This is a genomic window from Ruegeria sp. BG3, assembly GCF_056538485.1.
The window spans coordinates 155,937-172,028 of record NZ_JBQFTE010000009.1 but is presented as its reverse complement, the minus strand read 5'-3'; the positions used below and the strand labels follow the sequence as shown (position 1 = coordinate 172,028).

Annotated in this window: 16 protein-coding genes; 4 read left to right on the top strand and 12 right to left on the bottom strand. The window is 59.5% G+C overall.

The genetic code is table 11. The annotated features are described in order from the left end of the window. Positions 1-7: 7 nt before the first annotated feature. The 4 genes from ACR0AI_RS15375 to ACR0AI_RS15360 all read right to left on the bottom strand — a co-directional run bounded on the left by ACR0AI_RS15375 (position 8) and on the right by ACR0AI_RS15360 (position 6,205). Entirely contained in the window at positions 8-604 is a 597-nt protein-coding gene (locus ACR0AI_RS15375) for a LolA family protein (protein WP_480675206.1), read from the bottom strand. A 39-nt stretch (positions 605-643) separates the two neighbouring features. Beyond that, positions 644-3,571 (bottom strand): DNA translocase FtsK, encoded by a 2,928-nt coding sequence (locus ACR0AI_RS15370; RefSeq protein ID WP_480675208.1) that lies wholly within the window; start codon positions 3,569-3,571, stop codon positions 644-646. Between the two features lie 14 nt (positions 3,572-3,585). Further along, on the bottom strand, positions 3,586-4,767 hold the full coding sequence (locus ACR0AI_RS15365) for an aminotransferase class I/II-fold pyridoxal phosphate-dependent enzyme (protein ID WP_480675210.1): 1,182 nt from the start codon (positions 4,765-4,767) through the stop codon (positions 3,586-3,588). 109 nt (positions 4,768-4,876) lie between these two features. After that, the gene (locus ACR0AI_RS15360; RefSeq protein ID WP_170375574.1) at positions 4,877-6,205 is read right to left on the bottom strand and encodes an amidase; all 1,329 of its coding nucleotides are present in this window, start codon (positions 6,203-6,205) and stop codon (positions 4,877-4,879) included. A 51-nt stretch (positions 6,206-6,256) separates the two neighbouring features. Here ACR0AI_RS15360 and ACR0AI_RS15355 point away from each other — a divergent pair, with 51 nt between their 5' ends. Beyond that, the gene (locus tag ACR0AI_RS15355; RefSeq protein WP_480701385.1) at positions 6,257-7,519 is read left to right on the top strand and encodes an FAD-dependent monooxygenase; all 1,263 of its coding nucleotides are present in this window, start codon (positions 6,257-6,259) and stop codon (positions 7,517-7,519) included. A gap of 25 nt (positions 7,520-7,544) precedes the next feature. On the opposite strand, the gene ACR0AI_RS15350 is transcribed toward ACR0AI_RS15355, so the two are convergent. From ACR0AI_RS15350 to ACR0AI_RS15325, 6 genes are all read right to left on the bottom strand, one after another. Further along, on the bottom strand, positions 7,545-7,730 hold the full coding sequence (locus tag ACR0AI_RS15350; RefSeq protein WP_170471391.1) for a Trm112 family protein: 186 nt from the start codon (positions 7,728-7,730) through the stop codon (positions 7,545-7,547). Continuing rightward, on the bottom strand, positions 7,727-8,368 hold the full coding sequence (locus tag ACR0AI_RS15345) for an LON peptidase substrate-binding domain-containing protein (RefSeq protein WP_170375580.1): 642 nt from the start codon (positions 8,366-8,368) through the stop codon (positions 7,727-7,729). Before ACR0AI_RS15345 ends, ACR0AI_RS15350 begins: the two co-directional genes overlap by 4 nt. Before the next feature lie 27 nt (positions 8,369-8,395). Next, on the bottom strand, positions 8,396-9,313 hold the full coding sequence (gene trxA / locus ACR0AI_RS15340) for a thioredoxin (protein WP_480675214.1): 918 nt from the start codon (positions 9,311-9,313) through the stop codon (positions 8,396-8,398). A gap of 76 nt (positions 9,314-9,389) precedes the next feature. After that, entirely contained in the window at positions 9,390-10,178 is a 789-nt protein-coding gene (locus ACR0AI_RS15335; RefSeq protein WP_209252986.1) for an exodeoxyribonuclease III, read from the bottom strand. 125 nt (positions 10,179-10,303) lie between these two features. Further along, the gene (locus ACR0AI_RS15330; RefSeq protein WP_480675216.1) at positions 10,304-10,693 is read right to left on the bottom strand and encodes a VOC family protein; all 390 of its coding nucleotides are present in this window, start codon (positions 10,691-10,693) and stop codon (positions 10,304-10,306) included. Positions 10,694-11,036: 343 nt separating this feature from the next. Beyond that, positions 11,037-11,723, bottom strand: coding sequence for a response regulator transcription factor (locus ACR0AI_RS15325; RefSeq protein WP_170375588.1), 687 nt, complete (start codon positions 11,721-11,723; stop codon positions 11,037-11,039). Positions 11,724-11,885: 162 nt separating this feature from the next. On the opposite strand from ACR0AI_RS15325, the gene ribA reads away from it, so the two are divergent. Both ribA and ACR0AI_RS15315 read left to right on the top strand, forming a co-directional pair. Beyond that, positions 11,886-12,980: a GTP cyclohydrolase II gene (gene ribA / locus ACR0AI_RS15320; protein WP_170460072.1), complete on the top strand. Its 1,095-nt coding sequence runs from the start codon at positions 11,886-11,888 to the stop codon at positions 12,978-12,980. After that, positions 12,977-13,477, top strand: coding sequence for a L,D-transpeptidase family protein (locus ACR0AI_RS15315; RefSeq protein ID WP_480675218.1), 501 nt, complete (start codon positions 12,977-12,979; stop codon positions 13,475-13,477). Before ribA ends, ACR0AI_RS15315 begins: the two co-directional genes overlap by 4 nt. Here the strand turns inward: ACR0AI_RS15315 and ACR0AI_RS15310 are convergent. Both ACR0AI_RS15310 and ACR0AI_RS15305 read right to left on the bottom strand, forming a co-directional pair. Next, entirely contained in the window at positions 13,461-14,120 is a 660-nt protein-coding gene (locus tag ACR0AI_RS15310; RefSeq protein ID WP_480675220.1) for a YggS family pyridoxal phosphate-dependent enzyme, read from the bottom strand. The two genes, ACR0AI_RS15315 and ACR0AI_RS15310, sit on opposite strands and share 17 nt — an antisense overlap. A gap of 103 nt (positions 14,121-14,223) precedes the next feature. Next, complete coding sequence (locus ACR0AI_RS15305) at positions 14,224-15,297, bottom strand: porin (protein ID WP_480675222.1); 1,074 nt, start codon at positions 15,295-15,297, stop codon at positions 14,224-14,226. A gap of 281 nt (positions 15,298-15,578) precedes the next feature. On the opposite strand from ACR0AI_RS15305, the gene ACR0AI_RS15300 reads away from it, so the two are divergent. Next, a complete protein-coding gene (locus ACR0AI_RS15300; protein WP_170376039.1) occupies positions 15,579-16,067 on the top strand; it encodes a DUF3576 domain-containing protein in 489 nt (162 codons plus the stop codon). The last annotated feature ends 25 nt before the right edge of the window (positions 16,068-16,092 follow it).

Sequence of the window (16,092 nt, the reverse complement as noted above, 5' to 3'; positions counted from 1 at the left end):
GGGCGGGTCAGCGATCGCTGGACCCGACCCGCTTTCCGTTCGAGAACAAGCTCTGATCGAGGCGCCCGCCCTCGGTCAGTTCCCCCAGAAGAACCGTGGTTTGGGTGCCTGCGTTGTCGTGGATCACCCATTTCCGCAGCTCTACCGGGTTGTTCGTGAACATAAGCTCAATCCGGCCCGATTCAGGGTTTTTTGGGTCCTGTGCCGTCACAACGGTCGCGGTGCCGTCAAAGTCATGACCAACGACCATATTGGCCTGCCCCAGATTCACGTTCCGGGCCAGCACAAGTGACAGAGGCGTCCGTTTCAGCGGGTACTGCTCGGGCGGCTGGTTGGATTTCGGATCAAAGATCTGAACACTACCAGAGCGTGCAAGAACAACAGCACTGTCGGGCGGATCATATTCGAACCGCATCTTTCCGGGTCGTTGGATCCACAGCTTGCCGGTACTGAGCGAGCCATCATCATTTACTTGGGTAAAGCTGGTCTGAACCGTTTTCATCTTGTTCAGATAATTGGAGATCTCCGACAGCGGCAGCTTGTCCGCCGCCCAAGCGGCAGGCGCGGCCAGTGTCAGAGCAAGGGCAAAAGCAATCTGTTTCATACGACTCAGATAAGGCTTCTGCCCTTGTTATTAAATATCCTACTGCTCGGGGACGAGGATTTCCCGCTTACCCACGTGATTTGCCGCCGAAACAACGCCTTCGTCCTCCATCTGCTCAACCAGACGGGCGGCTTTGTTGTAGCCGATGGCAAGTTTCCGCTGGATGTAGGAGGTCGAGCATTTGCGATCCTTGATCACAATCGCCACCGCCTGATCGTAAAGCGCGTCCTCACCGTTGGTATTGCCACCAGTGCTCAGGCCCAAGACGGCGTCGATGTTGTCTGCCTTTTCTTCAGCCGGGCCATCGACCACACCGCTCATGTAATCGGGCGGACCGAATTGCTTCAGGTGGTTGACGATTTCCTCGACCTCTTCGTCCGAAACAAATGGGCCGTGGCAGCGGGTAATCTTGGCACCGCCCGCCATGTAGAGCATGTCACCCTGCCCCAGCAGCTGCTCGGCGCCCATCTCACCCAGGATGGTGCGGCTATCAACCTTCGAGGTCACCTGGAACGAAATCCGGGTCGGGAAGTTCGCCTTGATCGTACCGGTGATCACGTCGACCGAGGGGCGCTGTGTGGCCATGATCAGGTGGATACCCGAAGCCCGCGCCATCTGCGCCAGTCGCTGAATACAAGCTTCGATCTCCTTGCCTGCGACCATCATCAGGTCGGCCATCTCGTCGACGATGACGACGATATAGGGCATCGCCTCAGGCGCGAACTCTTCCGTCTCGAAGGTGGGTTCGCCGGTCTCATCGTCAAAGCCCGTCTGGACCGTGCGGCTGAACATCTCGCCCTTTGCCAGCGCGTCCTTCACCCGGCCGTTGTAGCCTGCGATGTTGCGGACACCCATTTTGGACATCTTGCGATAGCGATCCTCCATCTCGCCCACGACCCATTTCAGAGCGACAACCGCCTTTTTCGGGTCTGTCACAACCGGCGACAGCAAGTGCGGGATGCCGTCATAGACCGACAGTTCCAGCATCTTGGGGTCGATCATGATCAGGCGGCATTCGTCCGGCGACAGCTTATAGAGCAGCGACAGGATCATGGTGTTGATCGCCACCGACTTACCCGAGCCAGTCGTACCCGCGATCAGCAGGTGAGGCATTTTGGCAAGGTTCGCGACAACCGATTCACCACCAATATCCTTGCCCAGCGCAAGAGGCAGAGCATGGTTGCCATCACCGAAATCGCGGCTGGCGAGGATTTCGCGCAGCACCACCATCTCGCGGTTTTCGTTGGGCAGTTCGATCCCGATCACCGAGCGGCCCGGCAAGGTCGAAACACGAGCCGACAGCGCCGACATCGACCGCGCGATATCGTCCGCCAGACCGATCACGCGGCTGGCTTTCAGACCCGGAGCAGGCTCCAGCTCATACATGGTGACCACCGGACCGGGACGGACGCTGACGATCTCACCCTTCACGCCGTAGTCGTCCAACACGTTCTCCAGCATCCGCGCGTTTTCTTCCAATGCTTCGTCGCTCAGGTGATGACGCTGAATACTGGCCGGGTTGGACAACAGGCCCAAGGGGGGCAATTCGAAATCGGAATGGCGTTCCTCGAACGACAGGGTCGGCTGCGCCTCGGCCTGTGCCCGACGGGACGGCGGCGGAGTGCGACGGACGGGTTGTGCAACAACCGGCTTGCGCGGCTCGGCCACTGGGATTTTCATCGCCGGACGGGCTTGCAGCGCGGGGTCGGGCGCATCCTCGAACACAGCCTCATCGTCGAAATCATGCGCGGCATAGTCATCCTCCGGCAGGTAATTCGCCTCGGGTGCATAGTCGGGCTCTGGCTGATAGTCATGCGCCGTGTCTTGCCGCGTCGGTTCAGCCGACAGAACAGGCTCGGGCGGCAGGCCGGCGGCGGTCATGGGCGGCTCGGGCGGCAATTCATCCACCCCTCTGGCGTTCAGGATCAGCGGGTCCGGCCCACGACCGCGGCCCTTGGTCAGAGGCAGGTTGGGGTCATGTTCCGGGGCCATCTCACCGGTCGCCACCTTACGATTGCGCACAGCGGCCGAAATCTTCGAGCGGATACGATCTTCACCCGGCATTTCATCAAAACCCTGCACTGGCATGGCTTCGACCAATTCAGGCTCTGGCAGCGGCTCGGGGCGACGGATCAGCGCGGGCATCCGGGCCAGCAGGCCGGTTTTGGGGGCAGGTTCGGGTTCTTCCTCGACCTCTTCGAAGATTGGGTCTTCAAACGCGATCTCATCATCGAATACGGGTTCGAGCCGCGCGGCGCGGTGCTCTTTCCATTGTTCACGACGCTCTCGAGCGGACTGTACCGTGGCCGAGGCGCCCCGACCCAGTAGGTTCATCAGCATGTCGTATGACATCACCAGCCCCAGCAGGAAAGCTCGCGTTCCACGCGCGACATCAACTTTGGTGAAGCCAAGAACAAAAATACCCAGCGCCAGCATTCCGACGGCCATGGCCAGCGACATCAGCTTGACTAGGAAATGCGAGGAGATCGGCAGAAGCGTCAGCAAGGCCCCCATGACAGTGTCGCCAAACAGTCCGCCCAAACCGTAGCTATGGGTCGCGCGCCAGACCTCGCCCGGAACCAAAGTGGCGGCGTAGACGGACACGATGGCAATCCAGATCGGCGCAAAAATCAGCCGCGCCACGGCGCGATCTTCGCCGAAATGACCGGCAAAACGCACACCCCAACCGATCAGAACCAGCGCGATCCCCCAGCTGCCCCAGCCAACGATCATGAACAACGGCGCAGCGATCGAGGCGCCAATCCGCCCCATCCAGTTCTGCACTGGCGCGTCGGTCGAGACCATCCAATTCGGATCTTCCGGCGTGTAGGACCAGATCATTGCCGCAGCGGCCAGCCCCAACAAGATCAGAGCGATCCCGATCAGTTCCTTGGTACGCCGCTCAATCGCGGCCTGAGTCGTGCTGTCCAGTAGTGGATCGCGGTTGCGCGCGTTCAATGATGCCATTTTGCCCTCGTACCTCACGAATAGATGCAGTCACGAAGCTTGATCAGCCCCTGCTGCAACTCTTTTTTTGGAGCCACCAAAGCGGCCCGGATAAATTGCTCTCCCGGGTTTTGCCCCGGATCACCCTGAGAAAGATATGCGCCCGGCAGGACCCGAACGCCGGTCTCCTGCCACAGCTTCAATGCGGTTTCTTCGCCGTTCTCGACTGGCAGCCACAAGAAAAACCCAGCCTCGGGCGGCATATAGCCCTGCAGGCCCGAGAAGACCTCATCCGCGATGGCGTATTTTTCCTGATAGAGCGCGCGGTTCTGGGCGACATGCGTCTCATCGGCCCAGACCCGCGCAGCGGCAGCCTGCAACGGCAGCGGCAATGGCGCACCCGCGTAATTTCGCAGCTGTTTGACCCGTTTGATACTGTCCGGCCCGCCCGCAATCAGGCCCGAGCGCAGCCCGGCCAAATTCGAACGCTTGGACAGAGAGTTGAACAGCAAGACCCGCTCAGGATCCGCGCCCAGCTCGTGCGCGACGGTCAGGGCACCAGTTGGGGCCTCATCGCGGTAAATCTCGGAATAGCACTCATCGGCGAAAATGCGGAAATTGTATTTCTCGGCCAGGCCGATCAACTCGGCCCAATAGTCGCGCGAGGCGACAGCCCCCTGCGGGTTCGCAGGCGAGCAGATATAGGCGGCAACCGTCCGGTTCAGCACATCCTCAGACAGGCTGGCATAGTCCGGCAAATGGCCGGTCGCCGCGGTGGCGGATACGAAATAGGGCTGCGCCCGGACCGAGATGGAGGCGACCATATAGACCTGATAAAAGGGGTTCGGACACAGAATGATGGGATCTCGCCCGTTCTTCTGTTCAGGGCACAGCGCCATCGCGGCATTGTACAGCCCCTCCCGCGTACCGTTCAGGGCCATCACGTTGGTATCGGGGTCCATCGTCACGCCGTAGCGGCGCTTGATCCAGTCGGTGATTGAACCTCGCAGCTCGGGCGAGCCTTCATTCGGGGGATAGCCCTGAAACCCGGCCGCATTTTCTGTGATGACGTCTGTGACCCAAGCGGGGAAATCATGCATCGGCGCGCCGATGGTCATGTGAATCACGTCTCCGCCCGGTTGATGATGGTCCAACAGGGTGCGCAGACGCGGGAATGCGTATTCCGGTAGGTTCGAAAACCGCTCGGGGAAATTCATATCTACTGCCTCAATATCGGGATCGTTTTCGCCCCGTTTGATTGGCAGATTACAGATCAGACCCCGCCCCGTCCAGACAAAGAGGTTCCGAATCAGGGGATTGTGGCATTCACGCCAATGCGGTTTCCGCCGCCGAACCCAACCGCAGCAGTGCTTCTTCCGAGCCGGGATAACCCAGCATCATCAATCCACAACCCGCAGTTCTTGTTGGTAGCGTCAGCGCCGCAAGCCCCATCAGATTGCCGATACGCGTATTACGCAGGGCCAACAGATTCTCGGTTACGTAGTAGTCGTGATCGCTGAGGAGCCGCTCTAGGTTGGGCGGTAGGATGGGAGCGGTTGGCGCCAGAACCGCATCAAACTCAGCGGTCGCCGCATCCCATGCCGCGCGGCAGGCCTTGAGCTTGGACCACGCGGCCACATAGTCGGGGCCTGAAACATCTTTGCCGGTGCGGAACCGCTCAAGAATCTCGGGATACATCGCCTCGGGGTTGGCTTCGATGACGTCTTTCCACAGCCCGTAGGCCTCAGTCGTGTAGAGCACACCCGAAAGCGCCATTGCATCGTGCAGTTCAGGCACCTCCAGCGGCACGATCTCGGCCCCGGCATCGCGCAAACGGTCCAGCGCATCGTCGAAGGCCTGTCGCGGCGCATCGCGCAGGTCGTCCTTGGCGACGTTTTGCAACTCGGCAAAGCGGCGGCCTTTCAGGCTGGCACCACGCAGATCCGCAGGTGTGCTGCCTTCCAGCAAGGCCAGCATATGCGCGGCGTCTTCGACGGAACGCGCCAGAGGGCCAACCGTGTCGAACCGCAGACAGAGCGGCACGACCCCTTCGAGGCTGAGCCGACCGGCCGTGGTTTTCAGCCCCACCAGATTGTTCCAAGCCGCCGGTATGCGCACCGACCCACCCGTGTCCGAGCCAATCCCGCAGGCCGCCAGCCCCCAGGCCACCGAGGCCCCGGCCCCCGAGGATGAGCCGCCCGGCACGGCGTCCTCATCATCCACACAAGGCGGGGTGTCCGTGATCGGGTTCAGGCCAAGCCCTGAAAACGCCAGCTCGCTCATATGGGTTTTACCAAGGCAAACGGTGCCCATGGCCGTTGCGTTGCGCAAAACCACCGCATCCGCGTCCGGCACGCGCCCTTTCAACAGGGCCGAGCCCGCCTCGGTTCCAATACCAGCCGTGTCGAACAGATCCTTCCAGCTGATCGGCACGCCATCCAGCAAGGATCGACGCAAGCCTAAGGCGGCGCGCTCTTTCGCGGCTTTCGCCTCAGACCGGGCGCGGTCATGGGTGACGCGCGCATAGATACGGTCGCGATGGGGATGGGCGTCAATGGCGGCCAGATAGGTCTCGGTCAATTCAACGGGGTCGATTTGCCCCATACCGATACCACGGCCCAAATCACAGGCCGTCATGGTTAGCCATTCCTGCATCACACCCCTCCTTGCGTCTGACTTTCTGGGACGGTAGCGACAGGACCGCACATGGACAATCCCGAAAGGGCGCGCATATTGCAGGGCATGACACAGGCATCGAAAATCCTGATCGTGGGCGGAGGCCTGAACGGCGCGGCCCTGGCATTGGCACTGGCACAAACCGGGCATTCTGTTTGCGTGATAGACACGTTGGGCGAAAAGGTCCGCAAAAACGCGGCATTCGACGGGCGGTCTTATGCGCTGGCGCTGGCGTCAAAGCGGTTGCTCGATGCAATCGGCGTGTGGGAGCGGGTCGAGGACCATGCCCAGCCCATGCTTGAGATCAAGGTAACCGACGGCCATGCGGGTATCGGGCCGTCGCCCTTTTTCATGCATTTCGACCATACCGAGATCGAGGAAGGCCCGATGGGCTACATGGTCGAAGATCGCCACCTGCGCCGCGCGTTTCTTGAGGCGATGGCGCAAGACAAAGCGATCACCCAGATCAACGGCAGAACGGTCGTTTCGCAACAGGTCGATGCAACCGGCGTGACGTTGAAGCTGGATGATGGTGCGAGTGTTGAGGGTCATCTAATCGTAGGCTGCGACGGGCGCAGCAGCGGAACCGCGTCCCGCGCCGGGATCAAGCGTACCGGTTGGGATTACGGCCAGACTGCCCTTGTCTGCGCGATTGAACACGAACTGCCGCATCACGGCATTGCCCATCAGTTCTTCATGCCTCCCGGCCCACTTGCGATCCTGCCACTGACCGGCAATCGTAGCTCGATCGTCTGGAGCGAACGCACCGAAGCCGCGCAGCGCATCAATGCCCTGCCCGAGGCCGAGTATCTGCAGGTCTTGCGCCCTCGGTTCGGGGATTTTCTGGGCGACATTCGCCTGCAGGGTGACCGCTTTACCTATCCATTGAACCTGACCATAGCCAATTCCTTCATCTCGGATCGCCTTGCCCTTGTGGGGGATGCCGCACACGGGATGCACCCCATTGCAGGCCAGGGCCTGAACGCCGGGCTGCGGGACGTGGGTGCCTTGGCCGAAGTGCTGACCTTGGCCGGACGGCGCGGCGAGGATATCGGGTCGGTTCTGGTGCTGGAGCGCTATCAGGAATGGCGGCGGTTCGACACGGCCTCGCTGGCGATGGCGACCGACGTGTTCAACAAATTGTTTTCAAATGACAACCCGCTGCTGCGCCTTGGGCGGGACATCGGGATGGGCATTGTCGGATCCCTGCCCGGCCTGCGCCGAGGGTTTGTCCGCGAGGCCGCCGGGTTGACCGGCGACCTGCCGAAGCTCTTGCAAGGACGGGCAATCTAGAGCATTCGTGAGCGTTCAGAACCGCTCAGTCCAGCGTGCGCGCCTCATCGACCAGCATCACGGGGATGCCGTTGCGGATCGGAAAGGCCAGACCCGCGGCCTTTGACACCAGTTCCTGCTTATCCGCATCATAGTGAAGCGTCGTATGCGTCTGAGGGCAAATCAGCGCCTCAAGCATGTGGCGGTCAAAAGCGTGTTCAGGCTCGCTCATTGCAGTTTTTCCTCGTTTGATCCGCCCCGCAGCGCGAATTCGATCAATGTCACCAGCGTCTCACGCCTTGTGCGTAGACAAGGGGCCTCTAACAGGGCCTGTTTGTCCTCCGGATCGAAATCCATCAGCATCGACAGTGAATTCACCAAAAGCTCATCATCTGCTTCTTTCAGCGAATCCCAATCCGTCGATAGATCGCGCGAGTCGAAAAAGCGTTCCAGCAGGTTCAGAAAGCGGCTGCGGTCGAAAATGTCGTCCTTCTCGGCCTTACCAAGATCGCGGTCAAACCCCTCCCAAGACACTTCGCACCGGCGGTAAGGTGTGAAGGCGTCCAGCTCGGACTTGATACGGAACCGGGACACGCCGGTCAGGGTGATCAGATAGCGGCCATCCTCAGTCTCTGAGAATTGCGTGACGCGACCGGCGCAACCGATCCGATGCAGCTTTGTGTCATCGCTCAGCGAGGGGTTCGGCTGAACCATTCCGATCAGCCGCTCCTTTGTTTTCAAGGCATCGTCAAGCATCTGAAGGTAGCGCGGCTCGAAGATGTGCAACGGCAGTCGCGACCGGGGCAGCAACAGCGCCCCGGGCAATGGAAACACGGATATAGTATCCGGCAAGTCGGCGGGATGAATCATAGTCCCGAGTCTAGCTCTGATCCGAAATTAGGCAAATATCATGGAGCTGAGTTTGCGCCGCCCGTTCAGAACAATCGGATCGTTTGGCTTGAGCGCGTCGAAGATCGTGAACAACTGCGTTTTGGCAGCGCCCTCGTTCCACTCACGATCGCGGCGGAACAGCTCCAACAGTTGCGTCACAGCCTCTTCCACATCGCCATTGGCGTGCAAGGCCTGCGCCAGATCGAACCGGGCCTGATGATTGTCGGGATCGGCCTCAACGGCTGCGGTCAAATCGGCCACCGGGCCCGCATCCGCCGCCTGCTTGGCCAGCTCCAACTGGGCATGAGCGGCTTCGAGTTCCGGAGCGTTGGATATCTCGGCAGGCGCACCATTCAGGATCGCCTCGGCCTGTTCCAGATCGCCCGAGGCAATGTGCGCCCGCACCAGACCACCATAGGCAGCGGCATGGTTGGGGTCCTCGCCCAGAATCGCGGCAAAGGTCTGCGCCGCATCCACGGCGGCGCCTTCAGCCAGCATTTCCTCAGCGGCTTGCACGGCGTCCTCCAGTTGACCACCGGGGCTTTCGCCACCCGCCGCCTCGATCACACGGTCGATAAAGGCCTTGATCTCGGACCCCGGCAAAGCGCCTTGAAAGCCGTCCACCGGCTGGCCCTTGAAGAATGCATAGACGGTCGGAATCGACTGAATGCGCATCTGAGACGCGATCATTTGCGCCTCGTCCACGTTGATCTTTACCATCTTGACCGCGCCTTTGGCCGCGGTCACCGCCTCTTCAAGCGCGGGTCCAAGTGTCTTGCACGGGCCGCACCAAGGTGCCCAGAAATCCACGATCACCGGAACATCCTGAGACGCCTCGACCACATCTTCCATAAAGGTGGCTTCGCTGCTGTCCTTGATCAGATCGGTGGCTGAGTTGCTTTCCGCGCCGCTCAGAAGGTCCATGGCATTCACACTCCGGTTCAAACGTGCGCCCTATATGCAGTCCCTTGCTGCAGAAACCAAGAGCCGAGTTGCAGGTCTAAAGGTCGAAACTGGCGAAAACCGGGGCGTGATCGCTTGGTTTTTCCCATCCGCGCGCATCGCGCAGGACACGGCTGGAATGCCCCGCGTTCGAGATATCCGGCGTGGCCCAAACGTGATCCAGTCGCCGCCCCTTGTCAGCAGCGTCCCAATCGCGCGCCCGGTAGGACCACCAGCTATAAAGCTGCCCTTCGGGGATATCCTGCCGGGTGATATCGACCCAACCGCCCGCATCTTGTGTTTCGGCCAGCGCCTCAACCTCGATCGGCGTGTGCGAGACGACCTTGAGCAGTTGCTTGTGCGACCACACATCATCCTCGCGCGGGGCGATGTTCAGATCACCCACCAGAATGGACTTCTCAGGCTTTTCCGCATGGAACCAGTCGCGCATGTCGGTGAGGTAGTCGAGCTTTTGCCCGAACTTCTCGTTTACCTCACGATCCGGCACATCCCCGCCTGCAGGGACGTAGAAGTTCTGGATAGTGACGCCATTTTCCAACCGCGCTGCGATGTGACGAGCATGGCCGAGACCGGCGAAATCCTTGTCGCCCACTTCCTCCATCGGGATGCGCGACAGGATGGCGACACCGTTGTACCCCTTCTGCCCACGGGCCACGATGTGGGTGTAGCCCAGTTCCGCAAACCCTTCGGTCGGAATTTTTTCGACCGGAGATTTGCATTCCTGCAAACACAGCACATCCGGTGCCTCTTCCTGCAGCAATTTCAGCACAATAGGCTCGCGCAGGCGGACCGAGTTGATGTTCCAGGTGGCAAGTGTGAAGGGCATGATTGGGGAATCCTCTGTCGCGATTGGGCTTGGCGTAGCACGGCGTTGGGCGCCACGGGAACAGGACACATACGGTTAGGGTTCGTCAATGACCGATATGCGGGTGATACGTGCTTTTGCTGCGATCAATCCACGTCGCCGAAATAGACGAAACTCATTTTGTTGCCATCAAGATCCCGGACATAAGCTCCGTAGAAGTCAGGGCCATATTGCGGGCGTGGGCCCGGCTCCCCTTCACTGGTTCCGCCAGCAGAGAGTGCCGCCGCATGGGCTGCCTGTACTTCAGCCTCACTATCGCACAGCAAACCGACCATATTTCCATTGCCAGGCGTTGCTGCTTCCTTGTTGTACGGCGGCGTGACCCAAATCCGCCCACCACCGCGCAGACCATAGCAAAATCCATGGGGCATGAGTTCCATGACCACCGTTCCACCAATCAGGGGCAGGACGGCATCAAAGTATTCCCTCGCCTTTGCCACATCGTTTGAACCGATCATCACGTAATTAAGGGACATAGTATACCTCACGAAATATAAATGGAACATATCGGGAACAAATGACATCCCATCGACCTTGGCGCAACCCCGAAATGCGTAGGCCACGAAATGACCTATAACTCAGGCGCTGGTTCAAGAGACGCATCTTGCCGAGTGAAACAAGCATTTATTGAGCGTGTAGTGATAGGCAGCCCGCAACCTGGGTATGAGCGATTGCGAAGGCGCCCAACGAAAAAAGCCGGGCCATCTGGCCCGGCAGTCCAACAGGGAGGTACATGTCATTACCCGGACATGCACGGGTTGGGAGTAACCTAATTATGACTTCAGGGTATCACTTTGATCCAAATCAATCCACCTCGGATCAAGATACCAGTCGATATCCACCTGACTCTGTGACCAAAAGGCGAGCATTTGACGGATCAGGCTCGATTTTCTGACGCAGGCGGTAAATGTGCGTCTCCAGTGTGTGAGTCGTAACACCCGCGTTGTAGCCCCAGACCTCATGCAGCAGGACATCCCGCGCCACCACGCCATCGGTCGAGCGGTAGAGGAACTTTAGGATGTTGGTTTCCTTCTCGGTGAGACGGATTTTTCGGTCTTCCTCGGTAATCAACATCTTCATTGCAGGCTTGAACGTGTAGGGGCCAAGCACAAATACGGCGTCTTCGGATTGCTCGTGCTGGCGCAACTGCGCGCGGATGCGCGCCAACAAAACCGGGAATTTAAACGGCTTGGGGACATAGTCATTGGCACCGGCATCGAGACCCAGGATCGTGTCGGCATCGCTGTCATGGCCCGTCAGCATCAGGATCGGGCTTTTAACACCCTGCTTGCGCATCAGGCGGCACAGCTCGCGACCGTCCGTGTCGGGAAGACCCACATCCAGAATCACGAGGTCATAGATCGCTTCGCGCGCGCGCTCCATCGCGGACGCTCCGTCCGAGGCTTCGAACACGTCGAAATCCTCGGTCATCACAAGTTGCTCGCTGAGCGCCTCGCGCAGATCCTCGTCATCATCCACCAACAGGATTTTCTTGAGCTGAGCCATTCTTGGGTCCTCCAAAGCCTTTCCCATCACTTGCGTGTGGAATATGCAATCAACAAGATTTACTGCAACCGTCTCACGCCTTCGTGTCAGACGCAGCGGAAATGTTTCACAATTCCAGCCGAAAGCGCTAGGAAAAGGGTCGAACGTTATAGGGTAACATAGATGAGTCTCATCCCCGATATCACCGAATTGCTGGCGCGCGCGCGGGCTGACCTGCGGATGGGCGTGCCAATCGTGCTGGTGGATGACAATGGCGGCAGCGTTCTGGCCATCTCGGCCGAAACGATCACGCCCCAGAGACTGGCCGATCTGCGCAGTTTGGGTGGGGCACCTGTTGTGGCCATCACCGGGCGACGGGCGGAAACGCTGAAAGCGCGCGCTTACGATGGCGATCTGGCGCGGGTGTTGATCCCTGCAGATGCAGACATGGCATGGGTTCAGGCCGTGGCGGACCCATCGGACGATCTGAATGCGCCGATGAAAGGCCCCCTGATGACCGAGAGGCAAGGCAATGCCAATCTGCACCGCATTGCTATCGCGCTGGCCAAATCGGCCCGATTGCTGCCTGCCGCCGTGGTGCTGCCGGTCGAAGACGGTCGTAATTTCGTGGCGACCCACGGGTTGACCTGCATCGATCACACCCGCGCCGCGCCGCATCTTGCAGATCGCAGCGCCCTGCACCCCGTTGTCGCCGCGCGCTTGCCGATGGAAGTGTCCGAGGCCGGTCGGTTGCACGTTTTCCGCCCCGAAGACGGCGGGGAGGAGCATTACGCGGTCGAGGTCGGACGACCGGATCGCAGCAAGCCCGTCTTGGCTCGGCTTCATTCGGCGTGTTTTACAGGCGACATCATGGGTAGTCTGAAATGCGACTGCGGCCCTCAGCTGCGCGGCGCACTGGCTCAGATGGGAGCCGAGGGCGCCGGAGTGTTGCTCTATCTAAATCAGGAAGGGCGCGGAATCGGTCTGGCCAACAAGATGCGCGCTTATTTCCTGCAGGATCAGGGCTTTGACACCGTCGAAGCCAACCATCGCCTTGGATTTGAAGATGATGAGCGCGATTTCCGCCTCGGGTCGGATATTCTGAAATCGCTGGGCTTCAGCTCGGTACGGTTGCTGACCAACAATCCCGCGAAGATCGCCATGATGGAGCGGACAGGGATCGCCGTCGCCGAGCGGGTTCCGCTGAAAGTCGGGGAAACCGCTCATAACCGAGGTTATCTTGAGACCAAGGCCGCGAAATCCGGGCATTTGCTGTGACGCCCGCAGACTTGGTGTTGACCCCACGGGGCATTCGGTTCCGGGGGCGGTCCTTTCCCTGCTCGATAGGGAAAGGCGGGCGAAGTAGCACTAAACGCGAAGGCGATGGCGCCACGCCAGTCGGTGTTCATCGCATTGTCGGCATGCTCTACCGCGCGGATCGGATCTCGGCCCCCACGTCATGGGCTATTCCGATCGGCCCGCAAGACCTGTGGTCGGATGATTCGAACGACAATCGCTACAACCAACTGGTCACTGCCCCCTATCCGTTCAGCCATGAACGGCTGCGCCGCGCGGACCCTCTCTACGATCTGGTGCTGTTGACCGATTGGAACTGTCCGAGTGCAGTGCCGGGCAAAGGCTCTGCCATCTTCCTGCACCAATGGCGGAGACCGGGTTATCCGACCGAGGGTTGTGTCGCTTTCCGCCGCGACCACCTGCGCTGGATAGCCGAGCGGATCACACCCGGCACGCGCCTGATCATTCCTGAGGTCTGACCCGTTCGCCAAAGATCGCCGAGCCAACGCGCACGTGGGTAGCCCCCAGCGCTATCGCCTGTTCGAAATCGCCGCTCATGCCCATCGAAAGACCCTGGAGGCCGTTGCGGTCGGCAATCTTCGCCAGCAAGGCAAAATGCAGCGCGGGTTCTTCCTCGACCGGCGGGATGCACATCAGACCACGTATGGGCAGGTCCAGCGCCCGGCATTCTGCAATGAACCCATCCGCATCGGCAGGGAGGATACCGGCCTTCTGTTCCTCTTCCCCCGTATTGACCTGGATGAACAGGTCCGGACAAGACCCCAGCTCTTGTGCCAACCGAGCCAGAGTTTTCGCCAGCTTCGGGCGATCGACCGAGTGGATAGCATCGCAAAGCTCCATCGCTTGGCGGGCTTTGTTGGTTTGCAAAGGGCCGATCAAATGCAGATCAATTCCGGCGAATTGCTCCTTGAACGCGGGCCATTTACCGGCGGCCTCCTGCACGCGGTTCTCGCCAAAGCACCGATGACCCTTTTCCAGCACATCCTGCACACGCTCATTTGGCTGCACCTTGGATACGGCGATCAGCTTCACCGTCCCAGCAGCCCGCCCGGCTTTGGCTTCGGCTTTTGCGATACGGGCGGAAATCTCTGACAGCGACATAGCGATCCTTAAATCTGGTTTGCAGCGAGACAAACACCAAGTCGGCGCAAAAGAAAAGGGCGGGTCCGAAGACCCGCCCCAGAACCATGTGGTTCAGATCAACTTAGAAGTTGAACTGGGCACCAAAGTCGGCGCGGACAAAGCTGTCTGCTTCACCTTCTTTGATTTGGCCGATACCACCGCGCAGCGATACACCGCCACCCAGGTCGTAGTGAGCGCCGATACCAACGTTGCGGGTATCGCCATCAGCCGAACCGTCACCGTAGACGAACTGGATGGTGGTCGCAGCGCCAACGTTGTAGGCGATCGACAGACCGTATGCAGTGCCGTCGGTGGCATCTACTTCGGTGTTATCGTCTGCAACAAACAGAGTACCTGCGAAGTCACCAAACTCACCACCCAAGGTCAGAACGGTCAGGCTTGGGTCGTCGCCCGAACCACCGTCGGTCTGACCGTAGGCCAGAGCAGCAGTGATGTTGTTGAAGGTGTAGGTCGCGCTGATGTCCCAACGGTCTCCATCTGTTTCAACCAGATCAAGTGTACCGACGGTTGCTGGCGGAACCGGAGCAACAGGGTTGCTTGCGGTGATGGTTGCAGCTTGGTCATACGACGCGCCGAATGCGAAGTCACCAACAGCGTACTGGAAGAACACGCCGTTTACGCCCGCACCGGTCGAGCTGTAGGTCGCGAAGCTGTAGTCAACACCCGAGTACTGACCCAGGAATGTTTCCAGACCTACTTCGTAGCCGTAGTAGTTTGCAAGGTTGTCGAACGAACCGGCGATGTTGCCAGCGTCAACACGCAGACCACCGAAGATGACCGAGTAACGTGCACCGTTCAGCTGAGCCTGACCAGCTTCACCTTGGCCGTCGTCGTCAGCCTGTACACGAATACGGCCTTCGAAGCGAACGCCGCCATCGGTTTCTGCGATGCCGTCAATGTTCAGACGGAAGCGCGAAACCAGGATAACGTCGTCAGACTCAGTCGTACCTGCATACGACACATCATCGGAAGTACCCGGAACGCCGTCGGCGCCAGCATCGGTCAGGGTGGTGGTTTGCGTACGGTCTTCCTGGTAACCCAGGCCGAACCGGCCGTAACCGCTGAAGTTAACTTCAGCTGCTGCAACGCCTGCGGTCGCTACCAGCGCCGTCGTTGCGAAGAGAACTTTTTTCATCTTGTTTCCCTCGGTTTCAAAAAGTTTATCTACTCGACACATGCAAAGCATATGTCTCAGCACGGACATCGTTTCGCTCTTTTCCCCCCCTTTGCGCAAGGTTGGCCTAAATAACAGGACCGCATTGAAGTTGGATTGGTGCAAGGATGCCACAGTCCTGATCGCCGCCCTGTCACGCGGATATAGTGGGATTTGATAAGAATAGGCTTGTTGCGCAAAGGGTCCTTGGCTAGGAGTAGCTTCCAATGACCGCAAATATAGCGAAACAGGACCGACCAACGATGCGCTTGCCGACGACTTTGGGTTTGATCTTTCTGACTGCCACTCTTGCAGCGTGCGGACAGAATCGCAGCGCCGTTACGAACCCCGACCTACTTACTTCCAACAGCACCCGCACCGATGAGCGCGAGCTGGATGATCCTGAACGTACGTCAATCTGGGATATCTTCGGCCCTAACAATGCCGAGCAGACTACAAACGTGAACCGTTACCTATGGGCGGCGTCGCTGGATGTTCTGAATTTCCTGCCCGTGCAAGAGGTTGATCCCTTTACAGGTGTAATCGTAACGGGTTACGGCACCCCTCCGGGCGGTGGGCGGCAGTATCGCGCCACCGTGCATATAAGTGACCCGGCGCTTGCCGCGCGGTCCCTTTCGGTTGCGCTGCAGTCCAGCGGGGGCTCTCCGGTCAGCGCCGCAACCACCCGCGCGGTCGAGGATGCAATCCTCTCGCGCGCAAGACAGCTACGGATTGCAGACAACAAGTTCTAGCAACCCGATCAAAATCGCTCTAAAG

What these genes read in the sequence shown, in the direction of transcription:
- ACR0AI_RS15375 (WP_480675206.1), bottom strand. Translation starts at nt 604, where the DNA reads ATGAAACAGATTGCTTTTGCCCTTGCTCTGACACTGGCCGCGCCTGCC.
- ACR0AI_RS15370 (WP_480675208.1), bottom strand. Translation starts at nt 3,571, where the DNA reads ATGGCATCATTGAACGCGCGCAACCGCGATCCACTACTGGACAGCACG.
- ACR0AI_RS15365 (WP_480675210.1), bottom strand. Translation starts at nt 4,767, where the DNA reads ATGAATTTCCCCGAGCGGTTTTCGAACCTACCGGAATACGCATTCCCG.
- ACR0AI_RS15360 (WP_170375574.1), bottom strand. Translation starts at nt 6,205, where the DNA reads ATGCAGGAATGGCTAACCATGACGGCCTGTGATTTGGGCCGTGGTATC.
- ACR0AI_RS15355 (WP_480701385.1), top strand. Translation starts at nt 6,257, where the DNA reads ATGGACAATCCCGAAAGGGCGCGCATATTGCAGGGCATGACACAGGCA.
- ACR0AI_RS15350 (WP_170471391.1), bottom strand. Translation starts at nt 7,730, where the DNA reads ATGAGCGAGCCTGAACACGCTTTTGACCGCCACATGCTTGAGGCGCTG.
- ACR0AI_RS15345 (WP_170375580.1), bottom strand. Translation starts at nt 8,368, where the DNA reads ATGATTCATCCCGCCGACTTGCCGGATACTATATCCGTGTTTCCATTG.
- trxA (WP_480675214.1), bottom strand. Translation starts at nt 9,313, where the DNA reads ATGGACCTTCTGAGCGGCGCGGAAAGCAACTCAGCCACCGATCTGATC.
- ACR0AI_RS15335 (WP_209252986.1), bottom strand. Translation starts at nt 10,178, where the DNA reads ATGCCCTTCACACTTGCCACCTGGAACATCAACTCGGTCCGCCTGCGC.
- ACR0AI_RS15330 (WP_480675216.1), bottom strand. Translation starts at nt 10,693, where the DNA reads ATGTCCCTTAATTACGTGATGATCGGTTCAAACGATGTGGCAAAGGCG.
- ACR0AI_RS15325 (WP_170375588.1), bottom strand. Translation starts at nt 11,723, where the DNA reads ATGGCTCAGCTCAAGAAAATCCTGTTGGTGGATGATGACGAGGATCTG.
- ribA (WP_170460072.1), top strand. Translation starts at nt 11,886, where the DNA reads ATGAGTCTCATCCCCGATATCACCGAATTGCTGGCGCGCGCGCGGGCT.
- ACR0AI_RS15310 (WP_480675220.1), bottom strand. Translation starts at nt 14,120, where the DNA reads ATGTCGCTGTCAGAGATTTCCGCCCGTATCGCAAAAGCCGAAGCCAAA.
- ACR0AI_RS15305 (WP_480675222.1), bottom strand. Translation starts at nt 15,297, where the DNA reads ATGAAAAAAGTTCTCTTCGCAACGACGGCGCTGGTAGCGACCGCAGGC.
- ACR0AI_RS15300 (WP_170376039.1), top strand. Translation starts at nt 15,579, where the DNA reads ATGCGCTTGCCGACGACTTTGGGTTTGATCTTTCTGACTGCCACTCTT.